Genomic DNA, 18,274 nt, shown 5'->3' with positions numbered 1-18,274 from the left:
TCGAGCCCCTCGCCGACCCCGGTCAGCCGACGACGGCGAGGACGATCTTTCCGGTCGTACGTCCGGTCTCGCCGATCTCGTGGGCCCGGGCCACCTGGTCGAACGGCAGCACCACGTCGACCTCGGGGCGCAGCTGCCCGGCTTCGACGAGCGCCGCGACCGCCTTCATCCCCGCGTGGTCGGGTTCGACGATCGTGAATCCGGCCCGGAGGCCACGCTCGCGCGCCTCCGCCGCCAGGTAGGCCTCCGCCGGTGAGGTGAGCGACACCACGATGCCGCCGGGGCGCAGGGTCCGCAGTGAGCGCGGCCCGTAGTCACCCCCGATGGTGTCGATCACGATGTCGATGTCGCTCACCGCCGACGCGAAGTCGACATGCGTGTAGTCGACGACCTCGTCGGCGCCGAGGCCGCGCACGAAGGCGTGCTTGGCCGCGCGGGCCGTACCGATGACGTACGCGCCGTGTGCCTTGGCGATCTGGACGGCGAGGTGGCCGACGCCGCCCGCCGCGGCGTGGACCAGCACCCGCTGGCCGGGGCGCACCCGGGCGGTGTCGACCAGCGACTGGTACGCGGTGAGCGCCGCCACCGGCAGCGCGGCGGCCTCCACGTGGGAGAGCGCGGCCGGCTTGCGGGCGAGGTGCCGGGCCGGGGAGGTGACGTACTCCGCGTACGCGCCCGCCGGTCGGGGTAACCGCGGCATGCCGAACACCTCGTCGCCCGGCGCGAACATGGTCACGCCGAGTCCGACCTCCTCGACCACGCCGGACACGTCCCATCCGAGCCGGACCGGCGTGTCGCCCAGCAGGCCACCGGTGGCCCGGTGCCACCAGTCGGTCGGGTTGACGCCGGCCGCGTGGACCCGGACGAGGACCTCCGAGATCCCGGGTTCCGGGCGGTCCACCTCGACCACCTTCAACACCTCGGGTCCACCGAGCGAGTCCTGGCTGACAGCGCGCATGATCATTTCCTGTTGCTCCCATACGTTCGGCGATTGACGTACCGCCAACACTGCGGGACGCCGGACCGCCCCACGAGTGGCCAGATCGCCAACATGTGAAAGGATCTGGCCATGCATCGAGTCGTCGTTCTCGCCCTCGACGGTGTCTATCCGTTCGAACTGAGCATCCCGGTCCGGATCTTCGGCACCGCGACGGACGCTGGGGGCGCCCCGCTCTACGAGGTGGTGACGTGCAGCCTCGACCGTGGCCCGGTCCGGACCAGCGCGGACTTCGCCCTGGCCGTGGAGCACGGCGCCGAGGCCCTCGACACGGCCGACACCCTGGTGATCCCGCCGTTCGCCTGCGACCCGACCGAGGACCGGAGCTGGCTCCCCGACGAGCTGGCCGGGGCGCTCACCCGTCTCCGACCGGGCGCGCGAATCGTGTCGATCTGCACCGCGTCGTACGTCCTCGCCGCCGCAGGTCTGCTCGACGGCCGCGCGGCGACCACGCACTGGAACGAGGCCGACCGTTTCCAACGGATGTTCCCGCAGGTCAAGCTCGATCCGGACGTGCTGTTCGTCGACGACGGCGACGTGCTCACGGCGGCGGGGGTGGCCGCCGGACTCGACCTGTGCATGCACCTCGTACGCCGCGACCACGGCAGCGAGGTCGCCAACCGGGTCGCCCGCCGATGCGTCATACCGCCCTGGCGCGAGGGCGGTCAGGCGCAGTTCATCGAACGGCCGGTGCCCGAGCCCTCGGCGGCCACCACGTCCACGACCCGCGACTGGGCACTCCGCCAGCTCCATCGACCACTCTCCCTGTCCGAGCTGGCCGGTCACGCCCGGATGAGTGTGCGCACGTTCTCCCGGCGCTTCCGGGACGAGGTCGGCATGACCCCCGGCCAGTGGTTGACCCAGCAACGCGTCGAACACGCCCGTCGGCTGCTGGAATCGACCGACCTCCCGGTCGACCGCGTCGCCGGCGAGGCGGGATTCGGAACGGCCGCCTCGTTGCGCCAACACCTGACCGCCGCGATCGGCGTGCCGCCGACGGCCTACCGCCACACGTTCCGCGCCGGCCGCCCGGCGGCGGCCGGCGAACCGCTCTGACCGGTCTTCCCGGTCGACGGAGCCCGGCGGCCCCGACGCTCCGCCGTCCTTGACGCCGCACGGACACCGAGGTCACGCCCCTCGGCGAGCACCGACGAGGTACCGTCCAGGTCCACGTCGCCAGTCGCGCCGACCGAGAAGGGCACCATGAGCAACTCCACACCGCCGTCCGTCACCTGGTTGATCGACAGCGTGACCGGGCGGCCGGTACGTCGGCACCCGGACACCGGCGTCCTGTACGTCCGCAAGGCCGGCTGGCCGCACTTCTGGGGCCGGGCCCTGGACGCTCTCGTGGTGATGGTGGTGGCCGGGGCCCTGATGGGCGCGGTCCACGCGGCCAACCAGGACTTCGCGCTCGGCACGTTGGGTTCGGCCATGTCCGCCAGCACCGGCGGGTACGTCGCCGTCATGGTCGCCGTCTGGTTCGCGGTGGTCGTCGCGTACGGCATGGTCTGGGGCTCGATCGGCAGCCTCGGGGACGTCGTCGCCGGCATGCGCTCGGTCAGGATCTCCGACGGGCGGCGATCCGGCGCCTGGCGGGGAGGCTGGCGGGCCTTCTGGTGGTCCTTCGCCCCGTTCTACCTGCTGGTGGCCATCGCCGCCGCCTTCGAGGGCAGCGGCGGGGACACCTTCGACTCCAGGTACACCGCCGTCGACCTGCGTTCCGGCCTCGCCCGGGGCCACGATCCCGTTCCCGACGCGGCGGCCTCCCGCCCGACTGCGCCCACCCGGGTGGCGTGAGCGGGTCAGGGCTGCCCGGTCAGGCCCGGCTGCGGGCACTGGCGTTGCCGATCGCGTCACCCACCATGCCGGCCAGGACGAAGCCCGTCGGCCCGAACCAGAAGTGGCTGCTCTCCCGGTACTGCACGGTGGTGCCGTAGAAGCGGGCGTACCCCAGCGTCGTGTCACTGAAAATCGACTCGTCCGGGCTCAGCCGCAGGCCGGTGGGAGGCAGTGCGACCAGGTGGCCCCCACGCGCCAGGTGCTCGTACAGCTGGCAGGCACTGCTCCAGCCGTCGCGCAGCACGGCGTCGAGAGCGGCGGCCGAGTCTCTGCGGGCCGGAGCGAGCCAGGAGAGCTGTTCGATGCCGGCGCGCCGGCCGGCCGAACAGGCCGAACAGGACGAACAGGGCCGCCTGGAACGCGTTCAGCACCGCGAACACGGCGAGCTTCGCGCTGAGGTAGGCCCCGGGCGCCAGGCCCACCGCCCGTTCCCGGCGGTAGATGGCGCTCTCCCCGACGAACTGCCGGATCCCACCGGCCAGCCCGATGAAGATCGCTCCGGTGATCAGGATGACCAGCAGCTCGGCGGCCTCGGTGCCACGTCCGAGTGGTTGGGCAGGCACGCCGAGACCGTCGGACCCGGGGACCACGTGCAGCAGGGCGGCGAGACCCACCGGCAGGCCCAGGGAGAGGGCCGCGTACAACCGGTCGGCGAGGGTGACGGCGACCGTGCGGCGGGGCAGGATCGCCATCTGCCGCCACCAGCCCTGGCGCGGCGGCGGCGCGGCGGCCGGCGCGCGGGTGGCCGCGAACCGGGTGGCCCAGACGTCCGGCTCGGCGGCGGCCGCGGTGAACATGTCGGCGTACTCGGCCGCCCCGAAGAAGTCGAGCAACTCGTCCGGTGGGCCGAAGTAGGCGACCTTGCCGCCCCGGGCGAGGACGAGCACCCGGTCGCACACGTTCAGGTGCAGCGGGCTGTGCGTCACCACCACGACGGTCCGGCCCCGGTCGGCCAGCTCGCGCAGGCCGTGCATGACGTCACGGTCCAGCGCCGGATCGAGCCCCGAGGTCGGCTCGTCGAGGAAGAGCAGCGACGGCTCGGTGAGCAGTTCCACCGAGGTGCGCTTGCGCCGTCCGCCGGAGAGCGTGTCGATCCGCTGGTCGGCGTGCGCGGTGAGGGCGAGTTGGTCGAGCACCTCGTCGATGCGTCGGTCCCGCTCCGCGGGCGTCACGTCGGTGCCGAAGCGCAGTCCGGCCGCATAGCGCATCGCCCGGCGTACGGTCAGCTGGCGGTGCAGGATGTCGTCCTGCGGCACCAGGCCGATGCGGTGCCGCAGGTCGGCGTACTCGGCGTAGAGGTCGCGGCCCTGGTAACGGACCGTGCCCGCCTGCGCCGGGCGGTTGCCGGTCAGCGCCCCCAGCAGCGTCGACTTCCCGGCACCGCTCGGCCCGACCACTGCGAGCAGACTGCACTCGTCCAGCGCGAACGAGACGTCCGCGAGCAGGTTCCGCGCGCCGACCGTGACCCGCAGCCCCTCGGCGCGCAGCGACACCCGGCCGGTGTCGACGTAGTCGTGCAGGGCGATGCCGTCGAACACCATCTGGTGGTGCCCGAACGAGAGGAGGTCGCCGTCGGAGAGCGCCGCCTGCTCGACCTGCCGCCCGTTGACGTACGTGCCGTTCGAGGAGGCCATCAGGGCCGACGAGACTCTGTCGGCTTTGGCCCGCTCGACCAGCTGCTGCGCGAACTCCATCTCAGCCGCTGTCGGTTCAGGAAGCTGGACCGTCTTCTTCTTGTCTGCCCTGACGTGGTCCTTCCCGGACAGGGGCACCGTCCTGTCCAACGAGCCGCACCCAGGTCGCACAGGGAATCTAGGCAGTCCCCCGGTGAACCCACTGTCGGGATTCGGTCGTGGGGTAACAGGAGGGGGATGGAGTGGTCGCGTTGGGTGATGGGGGGTTGTTGGTCGAGGTGTGTGCGGTCGTGGATGTCGGGGCGAGGTGGTGGGCGTTGGTGGCGGTGGCCGGGGTGGGCATGGTCGCCGCTGGTACCGCGGGTTGGTTGCGGGCATGAGCGGTGGTGTGTGGGGCTGGTCCGGGTGAGAGGGGTGGTCGGGGGTGGGGTGGTGGTCTGAGGTTGTGGGGTGGTTCGTGGTGAGTGCCCCTGGTCGGGGGTGGGGAGGGGGCGTTGGTGGTGGGTGAGGCCCCCGTTCCCTCCGTTGGGCTCCCTGAGTCGTCGAAGCAGGCCCTGGAAAATTTCACCGGGATGCGGTTGCACCGGTCGAATCTGCCGATGTTGGCGTACGACCTGAACGCGTTGGAGGTGCTGGCGGATCGGGTGCGGACCCTGTTGGTTCCGGAGCTGATCCAGGCGATCAAGGCGGTTCGGGCGGCGGGGGAGGGTGAGGTCTTCGACCGGTTCGTGGCGCAGACGGCTCCGTTCGTGGAGTTGTTGGACGGGGTCGCCGATCTGAAGGTGAACGCGGCCCAGGCGATGCGGGGCTTCCTGAACCAGATGGAGCTGACGGATCGTCAGGCGCTGGTCATGTTCATCTTCATGATGACGGAGTTGGCGGTCGCGTTCGCGATGGCGTTCTTCCTGCCGGTGGAGGCGGCGGCGCACATCGTGAAGACCCGGACGATCATCCAGACGATCCTGCGGTCGTCGATGGTGCGGTCGGCGGCGAGCAGCACGGCGATCCAGATGTTGTTCATGCCGGGGTCGTCGTTGTTGGCGCAGATCAGCATGCTGGCTGATGGTCTGATGCCGGGGGTCGACTGGGCGCAGGTCGGCAAGCAGGCGTTGTACGGGTTGGCGGTGGCGGGTGTCACCACGGCGGCCGGGCCGGCGTTGGGCCGGTTCGCCGGTGCCGTGGGTGGTGGTCTGGCGCACCTCGGGGTGTCGGGTTCCACGCGTGACCTGTTGACCAGTCTGATGATGGTGCCGGTGTCGGAAGTCGGCATGGAGGTGGTCGGCGGTGCCGCCGCCGGCTTGATGGTCGACGGGTACTACGACACGGGCAGTGTCGGGCCGGACGCGCTTTCCGGGGCGTTGTCGGGGTCGGGTGAGTTGGCCGGGACGGCGGCCGGGATGGGTGCGCGTCGTGGCGCGGTCGGTTTGGGGTTCAACCCGACCCGGCCCCGGTGGAACATGCCCGGTGGCACCGGGTTCACCGCCGACGGTAGGCCGGTGGCGCCGGTGCCGCCGCCCATCCCGGTCACTGCGGACCCGTCGGCGTATCAGCCGGAGGTCGGCGATCCGGCCGGTGCGGGCTCCGGCGGGCCGGCGCCGGTGCCTGTCCCGCTGGTGTCGGCACCGTCGCTGTCGGCACCGGCGCCAGTGGCGCCTGAGCCGGTGCCGCCGGTGCCGGCGTGGTCGCCGCCGGACCTGTCCGTGCCGTCGTGGTCGGTGCCGGACCTGCCGGTGCCGTCGTGGTCGGTGCCGGACCTGCCGGTGCCGTCGTGGTCGGTGCCGGACGTGCCCGTGCCGGCTGCGCCGACGGTGCCGGTGGTACCGGTGCCGGAGTGGGTCGTGGCCGCCGGTGCGCCGGTGGTGGAGCAGTGGCAGCGGTTCCAGCGGGAACTGGTGGACCAGTACGGTGGGCTGCTGGCCGGGACGGGGCAGGCGCGGCAGTTCCTGGCCGCGCTTCCCGTGCCGGTCGAGCAGGTCTTCACCGAGTGGGCCGACGCCCGGCAGAACGACCCAACCGTTCCCGCTTTCCTGTCCCGGATCGGCCTACCCGCCACCGCGCTCACCGAGCAGTACCTGTTCGGTGTCCGGGACCAGGCCGTCGCCCGCATCACCGAGACTCTCGCGCAATCGGTCACCACCGGCGGGCAAATCCCAGCCCTGGTACGGCCGGAGCAGGTGATCGCCGCGCTGCCGGCGGAGTTCGACCGGCAGGCGTTGCGTTCGGTCGTGCACCTGGCCGTCCAGCACCACATCGACCAGTACCTCACCACCGGCCGACCCACAGACACACACACCCCGGCAGACACACACACGCCGGCAGGCGCGGATGTGTCGGGGGTGTGGTCGGCTGGCGTGTTCGGGGCGGTCGAGGGCGGTGTGTGGAGTCAGGTGGAGCGGGGGGTTGATGCGGTCCTTGGTGTCTCTGCCGTGCTGCCGGCTGTGGTGGCTGGTCCGGACGCTGGGCAGGTCAGTGCGGTGGCGAGGGTGGTCCGGCAGGTGGTTGCCGATCTGCCCGCTCGTTTCTCGGCGGCGGCTGTTCCTGGTGTCACCGCAGTGGCTGCTGGTGTGGTTACCGTCGATGGCGGAGAAGGCGGGGGTGTCGGCGGGCCGATGGTGCCGGTGATGTCCGAGCGGCACACCGCGGTGGCGGCCGGTCTGGCGCAGGCTCAGTTCACCGTGTTGGCCCGCCGTTACGGTGTCGATCCGGCCGGTCATGCGGCGCTGGTCGCCTCGTTTCAGCGGGAGTGGCTGCACGGGTATCACCAGGTGCTCGCGTCGGCCGGTGGCAGCGCGATGTCCGGGACGGTGGATGTGGTCGGGGCCCGCGGTCCGCTGCCGGGCGGCGCCGGTTCCCGTGTCGGTGGCATGTCGATCGCCGACGTCGTCAGCGCCGATGACACGACGCCGGTCAGTGACGTGTCTGCCGCGAGCGGTGCGGTGTTCAGCCCCGATCCCGGCTCCAGGAACACGGATTCCAGCGGTTTCAGGGACACGGGTTCGATCAGTGGGGTGTCGGTGCGAAACGAACCGGTCGGTGCCGGCTCTGGGGGTCTCGGTGCGCCGGCCGTCGCGGCCACCGGGCCGGCCGCGCAACGAATTCATGATCTCGCCAGTGGTGGCCACGGCCATGCCAGCGAGGTTCAGCTGCACCGGCTCGCCGCGGACCTCGGTATCCAGACGACGTCGCCGGACGGGGTCCTGCCCCAACTGTTCGAGGCATCCAGGGACATCGTCATGGCGGACACGTTCAGCGGGGTGCACTTCGCAGACCCGGCAGCGGCGGATCCGGACGCGGCGGCGGACCGCACAGCGGCGCAGGCGCTGCCGCGGGTGCAGGGATGGTTCACCATCGCCGGGCACCGGAACCTGGCCGAGCGGCTGGCCGACGATCCCGTACGTCAGGCCTTGTTCCTCCGGATGCTCACCGCCTCGCCCGCCTGGCAACACGCCGTCGCGCAGGCGCGGCAGCGCGGCGGCGACGCACCCGACATCATGCTGGTCTGGTGCGACGCGGCATGGCAGGCACCGGGACAGGCCACCTCCTTCGGTGAATGGCTGCGCCCCCGGCTACGTGCCCGACGCCTGATGTCCTCCACACACCAGGTGGACCAGATACCCGGCGAGTTACGGCCACACATCAACGAGCCGGCGCGGTCGGTGTTGTTCTCGGACGCTCCCGTGGAGTTGTTCGGGCCGGACCTGGTGGAGGCGGTACGGACCGCGGACATCGTGCAGAACGGTCAGGAACCCGGCGTGCGCTGGCCGGATCAACAAGACTTCGCCGCCGCTGGCGGCCGGCACCGGTGGGCCGGCAACACCTCAGGCAGGCCGTCCCCCGACCCAGCGGAAGGCCCCGACCCGTCCAGCCCCGCCCCGGTGTCCGCTACCCAGTGGATGTGGGACCCGACACGGAACCCAGCAGCCCAGTCGCCGCTGCCACACCCTGCCCTAGAAGCGGACCACCCACCCGGTGAGGACCTGTCCTGGCTGAACGACGGGAACACGTTACCGATACCCGGGCCGGCACCCGCCTCGCCGACGGGCACGAGCCTGCCACAGCTGCCCGGGCCGTGGGACGACCCGGACGCCCCCACCACGCCGGCCTGGCCGACAGGGTGGGCAGAGTGGGCGGAACCAGCAGGGTGGGCGGAACCGGGGTGGCTGGTTCCCGGCATGGATGTGACCGACGAGCACGGTGCGGCGATGTCCACCGACTTCGGCCAGCCCAGCATCGACGATCAGGCCGACGACGGCAGCAGGAACTTCGACGACTGGGCCGGCGACGGCGGGAACCTCGGCGACTGGGCCATCGGGCAGGGGCCGGACATGGACTGGCAACCATCCCTCACGCCACCCCCAGCGGTGACCCACACCGACGCCGGCACCATCCACACCGGCGACAGCCCTCACCACCCCACCGACGAGCCACCCGCCACACCCACCCCACTGCACCCCGACCAACCCCAACCCACCGCCAGCAGCCGACAAGTACGCCACCCGGACGAGGCCCGGGCCCTGTTCGACCTGCACGCCAACCACATCGCCACCAGCACAGCGCAGCGAGACCAACTGCGGCAGTTGTGGCACGCCCTGATCGACCGGATGGACGACAACGGAACCATCACCGCCAGCGAGTCAGACCTCGCCAAGGCGACAGCCACACCGCAGCGGACGGTGCATGACCGGATCGGGGTATTGCGCGACCGTGGTCTGCTGCAGCGGGTCCAGGAAGCACACGGTCGCGGGGCGGCGCGGTACGAAGTGACCGACCCGGGCCGGCCCCAGCAAACACCGCTGCCCGCCCCTCCCGAGGGCAGCCGGTGGGTGCACAACCCGGACGAGGCCCGGGCCCTGTTCGACCAACACGCCAACCACATCGCCACCACCACAGCGCAGCGAGACCAACTGCGGCAGTTGTGGCACGCCCTGATCAACCGGATGGACAACAACGGAACCATCACCGCCAGCGAGTCAGACCTCGCCAAGGCGACAGCCATACAGCTGCAGACGGTGCATCGCCGGATCGGGGTATTGCGCGACCGTGGTCTGCTGCAGCGGGTCCAGGAAGCACACGGTCGCGGGGCGCCGCGGTACGGGATGACCGATCCGGGCCGGCCCCGGCAAGCACCGGTGCCGGGCCCTGCCCTCGGACCGCACCGCCCACAGGGTGGAAATCTGTCCTGGCTGGACCACGGAGCTACGGCGCCGATACCCGGGCCGGCACCCGCCTCGCCGACGGACACGGACCTGCCACAGCTGCCCGGGCCGTGGGACGACCCGGACGCCCCCACCACGCCGGCCTGGCCGACAGGGTGGGCAGAGTGGGCGGAACCGGGATGGCTGGTTCCCGGCACGGGTGTGACCGACGAGCACGGTGCGGCGATGTCCACCGACTTCGGCCAGCCCAGCATCGACGATCAGGCCGACGACGGCAGCAGGAACCTCGACGACTGGGCCGACGGCAGCAGGATCCTCGGCGACTGGGCCATCGGGCAGGGGCCGGACATGGACTGGCAACCATCCCTCACGCCACCCCCAGCGGTGCCCCACACCGACGCCGGCACCATCCACACCGGCGACAGCCCTCACCACCCCACCGACGAGCCACCCACCACACCCACCCCACTGCACCCCGACCAACCCCAACCCACCGCCAGCAGCCGACAAGTACGCCACCCGGACGAGGCCCGGGCCCTGTTCGACCTGCACGCCAACCACATCGCCACCAGCACAGCGCAGCGAGACCAGCTGCGGCAGTTGTGGCACGCCCTGATCGACCGGATGGACGACAACGGAACCATCACCGCCAGCGAGTCAGACCTCGCCACGGCGACAGCCATACAGCTGCAGACGGTGCATCGCCGGATCGGGGTATTGCGCGACCGTGGTCTGCTGCAGCGGGTCCAGGAAACACACCGTGGCGGGGCGGCGCGGTACGCAGTGACCGATCCGGGCCGGCCCCAGCAAACACCGCTGCCCGCCCCTCCCGAGGGCAGCCGGTGGGTGCACAACCCGGACGAGGCCCGGGCCCTGTTCGACCAACACGCCAACCACATCGCCACCACCACAGCGCAGCGAGACCAACTGCGGCAGCTGTGGCACGCCCTGATCGACCGGATGGACGACAACGGAACCATCACCGCCAGCGAGTCAGACCTCGCCAAGGCGACAGCCACACCGCAGCAGACGGTGCATCGCCGGATCGGGGTATTGCGCGACCGTGGTCTGCTGCAGCGGGTCCAGGAAACACACCGTGGCGGGGCGGCGCGGTACGCAGTGACCGATCCGGGCCGGCCCCAGCAAACACCGCTGCCCGCCCCTCCCGAGGGCAGCCGGTGGGTGCACAACCCGGACGAGGCCCGGGCCCTGTTCGACCAACACGCCAACCACATCGCCACCACCACAGCGCAGCGAGACCAACTGCGGCAGCTGTGGCACGCCCTGATCAACCGGATGGACAACAACGGAACCATCACCGCCAGCGAGTCAGACCTCGCCAAGGCGACAGCCACACTGCAGCAGACGGTGCATCGCCGGATCGGGGTATTGCGCGACCGTGGTCTGCTGCAGCTGGTCCAGGAAACACACGGTCGCGGGGCGGCGCGGTACGGGATGACCGACCCGGGCCGGCCCCGGCAAACACCGCTGCCCGCCCCTCCCGAGGGCAGCCGGTGGGTGCACAACCCGGACGAGGCCCGGGCCCTGTTCGACCAACACGCCAACCACATCGCCACCACCACAGCGCAGCGAGACCAACTGCGGCAGCTGTGGCACGCCCTGATCAACCGGATGGACAACAACGGAACCATCACCGCCACCGAGTCAGACCTCGCCACGGCGACAGCCATACAGCTGCAGACGGTGCATCGCCGGATCGGGGTATTGCGCGACCGTGGTCTGCTGCAGCGGGTCCAGGAAACACACCGTGGCGGGGCGGCGCGGTACGGGATGACCGATCCGGGCCGGCCCCAGCAAACACCGGTGCCGGGCCCTGCCCTCGGACCGCACCGCCCACAGGGTAGTGAAGATCTGTCCTGGCTGGACCACGAAGCTACGGCGCCGATACCCGGGCCGGCACCCGCCTCGCCGACGGACACGGACCTGCCACAGCTGCCCGGGCCGTGGGACGACCCGGACGCCCCCACCACGCCGGCCTGGCCGACAGGGTGGGCAGAGTGGGCGGAACCGGGATGGCTGGTTCCCGGCACGGGTGTGACCGACGAGCACGGTGCGGCGATGTCCACCGACTTCGGCCAGCCCAGCATCGACGATCAGGCCGACGACGGCAGCAGGAACCTCGACGACTGGGCCATCGGGCAGGGGCCGAACATGGACTGGCAACCACCCCTCACGCCACCCCCAGCGGTGACCCACACCGACGCCGGCACCATCCACACCGACGACACCCCCCACCACCCCACCGACGAGCCACCCACCACACCCACCCCACTGCACCCCGACCAACCCCAACCCACCGCCAGCAGCCGACAAGTACGCCACCCGGACGAGGCCCGGGCCCTGTTCGACCTGCACGCCAACCACATCGCCACCACCACAGCGCAGCGAGACCAACTGCGGCAGCTGTGGCACGCCCTGATCGACCGGATGGACGACAACGGAACCATCACCGCCAGCGAGTCAGACCTCGCCAAGGCGACAGCCACACCGCAGCAGACGGTGCATCGCCGGATCGGGGTATTGCGCGACCGTGGTCTGCTGCAGCGGGTCCAGGAAACACACCGTGGCGGGGCGGCGCGGTACGCAGTGACCGATCCGGGCCGGCCCCAGCAAACACCGCTGCCCGCCCCTCCCGAGGGCAGCCGGTGGGTGCACAACCCGGACGAGGCCCGGGCCCTGTTCGACCAACACGCCAACCACATCGCCACCACCACAGCGCAGCGAGACCAACTGCGGCAGCTGTGGCACGCCCTGATCGACCGGATGGACGACAACGGAACCATCACCGCCAGCGAGTCAGACCTCGCCAAGGCGACAGCCACACCGCAGCAGACGGTGCATGACCGGATCGGGGTATTGCGCGACCGTGGTCTGCTGCAGCGGGTCCAGGAAACACACCGTGGCGGGGCGGCGCGGTACGCAGTGACCGATCCGGGCCGGCCCCAGCAAACACCGCTGCCCGCCCCTCCCGAGGGCAGCCGGTGGGTGCACAACCCGGACGAGGCCCGGGCCCTGTTCGACCAACACGCCAACCACATCGCCACCACCACAGCGCAGCGAGACCAACTGCGGCAGCTGTGGCACGCCCTGATCAACCGGATGGACAACAACGGAACCATCACCGCCAGCGAGTCAGACCTCGCCAAGGCGACAGCCATACAGCTGCAGACGGTGCATCGCCGGATCGGGGTATTGCGCGACCGTGGTCTGCTGCAGCGGGTCCAGGAAACACACCGTGGCGGGGCGGCGCGGTACGGGATGACCGATCCGGGCCGGCCCCGGCAAGCACCGCTGCCCGCCCCTCCCGAGGGCAGCCGGTGGGTGCACAACCCGGACGAGGCCCGGGCCCTGTTCGACCTGCACGCCGACCACATCGCCACCACCACAGCGCAGCGAGACCAGCTGCGGCAGTTGTGGCACGCCCTGATCGACCGGATGGACGACAACGGAACCATCACCGCCAGCGAGTCAGACCTCGCCACGGCGACAGCCACAACGCGGCGGACGGTGCGTCGCCGGATCGGGGTATTGCGCGACCGTGGTCTACTGCAGCTGGTCCAGGAAACACACGGTCACGGGGCGGCGCGGTACGGGATGACCGACCCGGGCCGGCCCCAGCAAACACCGCTGCCCGCCCCTCCCGAGGGCAGCCGGTGGGTGCACAACCCGGACGAGGCCCGGGCCCTGATCGACCTGCACGCCAACCACATCGCCACCACCACAGCGCAGCGAGACCAGCTGCGGCAGTTGTGGCACGCCCTGATCGACCGGATGGACGACAACGGAACCATCACCGCCAGCGAGTCAGACCTCGCCACGGCGACAGCCATACAGCTGCAGACGGTGCATCGCCGGATCGGGGTATTGCGCGACCGTGGTCTGCTGCAGCTGGTCCAGGAAGCACACGGTCACGGGGCGGCGCGGTACGGGATGACCGACCCGGGCCGGCCCCGGCAAGCACCGGTGCCGGGCCCTGCCCTCGGACCGCACCGCCCACAGGGTGGAAATCTGTCCTGGCTGGACCACGGAGCTACGGCGCCGATACCCGGGCCGTGGGACGACCCGGACGCCCCCACCACGCCGGCCTGGCCGACAGGGTGGGCAGAACCGGCGGAGCCGATGGGGTGGGCGGAACCGGGGTGGCCGGTTCCCGGCACGGGTGTGACCCACGAGCACGATGCGGCGATCTCCACCGACCCCGGCCAGCCCAGCAATCAGGCCGGCGAGGGCAGCGACAACCTCGACGACTGGGCCACCCACGAGATGGACCCAGCCGATTTACTCGATGTGGCCCCGGCCGATCTGCTCTACCTGCTCGAGGCCGTGGGCACGGAACCCGACCCCGAACCGCAACCGATGCATCCGCCCCGGCCGCAGACCCCGCCCCGCCCGACATCGTGGCCGCAACCCAACGGCGACCAGCCCAGCCAGTCCCCCGGGACTCAGTCGATCCCGCCCGGACCAGGCATGCAGAATCCGGCACCTCAATCGCCGACGCCCGATCCGGCACCCACCCCGCCAGCGGGGTGGGCGGAACCGGCGGGGTGGGCGGAACCGGCGGGGTGGGCGGAACCGGCGGAGCCGGATCCCGGCATGGATGTGACCGACGAGCACGGTGCGGCGATGTCCACCCACCCCGGCCAGCCCAGCATCGACGATCAGGCCGACGACGGCAGCAGGAACCTCGACGACTGGGCCGACGGCGGCGGAAACCTCGACGACTGGGCCGACGACGGCGGAAACCTCGGCGACTGGGCCATCGGGCAGGGGCCGGACATGGACTGGCAACCACCCCTCACGCCACCCCCAGCGGTGCCCCACACCGACGCCGGCACCATCCACACCGGCGACACCCCCCACCACCCCACCGACGCGCCACCCACCACACCCACCCCACTGCACCCCGACCAACCCCAACCCACCGCCAGCAGCCGACAAGTACGCCACCCGGACGAGGCCCGGGCCCTGATCGACCTGCACGCCAACCACATCGCCACCAGCACAGCGCAGCGAGACCAACTGCGGCAGTTGTGGCACGCCCTGATCAACCGGATGGACGACAACGGAACCATCACCGCCACCGAGTCAGACCTCGCCACGGCGACAGCCACACCGCGGCGGACGGTGCGTCGCCGGATCGGGGTATTGCGCGACCGTGGTCTGCTGCAGCTGGTCCAGGAAGCACACGGTCGCGGGGCGGCGCGGTACGAAGTGACCGACCCGGGCCGGCCCCGGCAAACACCGCTGCCCGCCCCTCCCGAGGGCAGCCGGTGGGTGCACAACCCGGACGAGGCCCGGGCCCTGTTCGACCAACACGCCAACCACATCGCCACCACCACAGCGCAGCGAGACCAACTGCGGCAGTTGTGGCACGCCCTGATCAACCGGATGGACGACAACGGAACCATCACCGCCAGCGAGTCAGACCTCGCCACGGCGACAGCCACACCGCGGCGGACGGTGCATCGCCGGATCGGGGTATTGCGCGACCGTGGTCTGCTGCAGCTGGTCCAGGAAGCACACGGTCACGGGGCGGCGCGGTACGGGATGACCGACCCGGGCCGGCCCCGGCAAGCACCGCTGCCCGCCCCTCCCGAGGGCAGCCGGTGGGTGCACAACCCGGACGAGGCCCGGGCCCTGTTCGACCAACACGCCAACCACATCGCCACCACCACAGCGCAGCGAGACCAACTGCGGCAGTTGTGGCACGCCCTGATCAACCGGATGGACGACAACGGAACCATCACCGCCACCGAGTCAGACCTCGCCACGGCGACAGCCATACAGCTGCAGACGGTGCATCGCCGGATCGGGGTATTGCGCGACCGTGGTCTGCTGCAGCGGGTCCAGGAAACACACCGTGGCGGGGCGGCGCGGTACGGAGTGAGCGACCCGGGCCGGCCCCGGCAAGCACCGGTGCCCGGCCCTGCCCTCGGACCGCACCGCCCACAGGGTAGTGAAGACCTGACCTGGCTGGACCACGAAGCTACGGCGCCGATACCCGGGCCGGCACCCGCCTCGCCGACGGGCACGAGCCTGCCACAGCTGCCCGGGCCGTGGGACGACCCGGACGCCCCCACCACGCCGGCCTGGCCGACAGGGTGGGCAGAACCGGCGGAGCCGATGGAGTGGACGGAACCGGGGTGGCTGGTTCCCGGCATGGATGTGACCGACGAGCACGGTGCGGCGATCTCCACCGACCCCGGCCAGCCCAGCATCGACGATCAGGCCGACGAGGGCAGCGACAACCTCGACGACTGGGCCACCCACGAGATGGACCCAGCCGATTTACTCGATATGGACCCGGCCGACCTGCTCTACCTGCTTGAGGCCGTGGGCACGGAACCCGACCCCGAACCGCAACCGATGCATCCGCCCCGGCCGCAGACCCCGCCCCGCCCGACATCGTGGCCGCAACCCAACGGCGACCAGCCCAGCCAGTCCCCCGGGACTCAGTCGATCCCGCCCGGACCAGGCACGCAGAATCCGGCACCTCAATCGCCGACGCCCGAGCCGGTTCCCGGCATGGATGTGACCCACGAGCACGATGCGGCGATCTCCACCGACCCCGGCCAGCCCAGCATCGACGATCAGGCCGACGACGGCAGCAGGAACCTCGACGACTGGGCCGACGACGGCGGGAACCTCGGCGACTGGGCCATCGGGCAGGGGCCGGACATGGACTGGCAACCACCCCTCACGCCACCCCCAGCGGTGCCCCACACCGACGCCGGCACCATCCACACCGACGACACCCCCCACCACCCCACCGACGCGCCACCCACCACACCCACCCCACTGCACCCCGACCAACACCAACCCACCGCCAGCAGCCGACAAGTACGCCACCCGGACGAGGCCCGGGCCCTGATCGACCAACACGCCAACCACATCGCCACCACAACGTCCCGGCCGACGGGGCGGGCAGAACCGGCGGAGCCGGATCCCGGCATGGATGTGACCGACGAGCACGGTGCGGCGATCTCCACCCACCCCGGCCAGCCCAGCATCGACGATCAGGCCGGCGACGGCGGAAACCTCGGCGACTGGGCCATCGGGCAGGGGCCGGACATGGACTGGCAACCACCCCTCACGCCACCCCCAGCGGTGCCCCACACCGACGCCGGCACCATCCACACCGACGACACCCCCCACCACCCCACCGACGCGCCACCCACCACACCCACCCCACTGCACCCCGACCAACACCAACCCACCGCCAGCAGCCGACAAGTACGCCACCCGGACGAGGCCCGGGCCCTGATCGACCAACACGCCAACCACATCGCCACCACAACGTCCCGGCCGACGGGGCGGGCAGAACCGGCGGAGCCGGATCCCGGCATGGATGTGACCGACGAGCACGGTGCGGCGATCTCCACCCACCCCGGCCAGCCCAGCATCGACGATCAGGCCGGCGACGGCGGGAACCTCGGCGACTGGGCCATCGGGCAGGGGCCGGACATGGACTGGCAACCATCCCTCACGCCACCCCCAGCGGTGCCCCACACCGACGCCGGCACCATCCACACCGGCGACAGCCCTCACCACCCCACCGACGAGCCACCCACCACACCCACCCCACTGCACCCCGACCAACACCAACCCACCGCCAGCAGCCGACAAGTACGCCACCCGGACGAGGCCCGGGCCCTGATCGACCTGCACGCCAACCACATCGCCACCACCACAGCGCAGCGAGACCAACTGCGGCAGCTGTGGCACGCCCTGATCAACCGGATGGACAACAACGGAACCATCACCGCCACCGAGTCAGACCTCGCCACGGCGACAGCCACACCGCAGCAGACGGTGCATCGCCGGATCGGGGTATTGCGCGACCGTGGTCTGCTGCAGCGGGTCCAGGAAACACACGGTCACGGGGCGGCGCGGTACGAAGTGACCGACCCGGGTCAGCCCCGGCAAGCACCGCTGCCCGCCCCTCCCGAGGGCAGCCGGTGGGTGCGCGACCCGGACGAGGCCCGGGCCCTGTTCGACCAACACGCCGACCACATCGCCACCACCACAGCGCAGCGAGACCAACTGCGGCAGTTGTGGCACGCCCTGATCGACCGGATGGACGACAACGGAACCATCACCGCCAGCGAGTCAGACCTCGCCACGGCGACAGCCACACTGCAGCAGACGGTGCGTCGCCGGATCGGGGTATTGCGCGACCGTGGTCTGCTGCAGCGGGTCCAGGAAGCACACCGTGGCGGGGCGGCGCGGTACGGGATGACCGACCCGGGCCGGCCCCGGCAAGCACCGCTGCCCGCCCCTCCCGAGGGCAGCCGGTGGGTGCACAACCCGGACGAGGCCCGGGCCCTGTTCGACCAACACGCCGACCACATCGCCACCACCACACCGCAGCGAGACCAACTGCGGCAGTTGTGGCACGCCCTGATCGACCGGATGGACAACAACGGAACCATCACCGCCGGCGAGCCAGACCTCGCCAAGGCGACAGCCGCAAAGCAGCCGACGGTGCATCTCCGCATCGCGGCATTACTGCGCGGCCGTGGTCTGCTGCAGCGGGTCCAGAAAGCTCACGGCAGCGTGGCGGCGCGGTACCGGGTGAGCGATCCGGGTCAGCCCCGGCGGCATGTGTCAAGGGACTGAGGCCGGTG

The 18,274-nt window shown here is 71.1% G+C and carries 5 protein-coding genes; 3 read left to right on the top strand and 2 right to left on the bottom strand.

The features are described from left to right. Positions 1-22 precede the first annotated feature (22 nt). On the bottom strand, positions 23-958 hold the full coding sequence (locus GA0074694_RS21425) for an NADP-dependent oxidoreductase (RefSeq protein ID WP_176738055.1): 936 nt from the start codon (positions 956-958) through the stop codon (positions 23-25). A 111-nt stretch (positions 959-1,069) separates the two neighbouring features. On the opposite strand from GA0074694_RS21425, the gene GA0074694_RS21420 reads away from it, so the two are divergent. Further along, positions 1,070-2,053 (top strand): GlxA family transcriptional regulator, encoded by a 984-nt coding sequence (locus GA0074694_RS21420; protein ID WP_091461189.1) that lies wholly within the window; start codon positions 1,070-1,072, stop codon positions 2,051-2,053. Between the two features lie 147 nt (positions 2,054-2,200). After that, complete coding sequence (locus GA0074694_RS21410; RefSeq protein ID WP_091461186.1) at positions 2,201-2,794, top strand: RDD family protein; 594 nt, start codon at positions 2,201-2,203, stop codon at positions 2,792-2,794. A gap of 164 nt (positions 2,795-2,958) precedes the next feature. Here GA0074694_RS21410 and GA0074694_RS21405 read toward each other — a convergent pair whose 3' ends face one another. Further along, positions 2,959-4,530 (bottom strand): ATP-binding cassette domain-containing protein, encoded by a 1,572-nt coding sequence (locus tag GA0074694_RS21405; protein ID WP_091461184.1) that lies wholly within the window; start codon positions 4,528-4,530, stop codon positions 2,959-2,961. 404 nt (positions 4,531-4,934) lie between these two features. On the opposite strand from GA0074694_RS21405, the gene GA0074694_RS21400 reads away from it, so the two are divergent. Further along, positions 4,935-18,266 (top strand): hypothetical protein, encoded by a 13,332-nt coding sequence (locus GA0074694_RS21400; RefSeq protein WP_141714234.1) that lies wholly within the window; start codon positions 4,935-4,937, stop codon positions 18,264-18,266. Positions 18,267-18,274: the final 8 nt, after the last annotated feature.

It is taken from the genome of Micromonospora inyonensis, assembly GCF_900091415.1.
In the GTDB taxonomy this organism is placed as follows: domain Bacteria; phylum Actinomycetota; class Actinomycetes; order Mycobacteriales; family Micromonosporaceae; genus Micromonospora; species Micromonospora inyonensis.
The sequence above is the reverse complement of the archived record's forward strand: the minus strand, read 5'-3'. Positions and strand labels throughout refer to the sequence as shown.

Coding starts and splice junctions, on each gene's coding strand:
- GA0074694_RS21425 (WP_176738055.1), bottom strand. CDS start 958: ATGCGCGCTGTCAGCCAGGACTCGCTCGGTGGACCCGAGGTGTTGAAG.
- GA0074694_RS21420 (WP_091461189.1), top strand. CDS start 1,070: ATGCATCGAGTCGTCGTTCTCGCCCTCGACGGTGTCTATCCGTTCGAA.
- GA0074694_RS21410 (WP_091461186.1), top strand. CDS start 2,201: ATGAGCAACTCCACACCGCCGTCCGTCACCTGGTTGATCGACAGCGTG.
- GA0074694_RS21405 (WP_091461184.1), bottom strand. CDS start 4,530: ATGGAGTTCGCGCAGCAGCTGGTCGAGCGGGCCAAAGCCGACAGAGTC.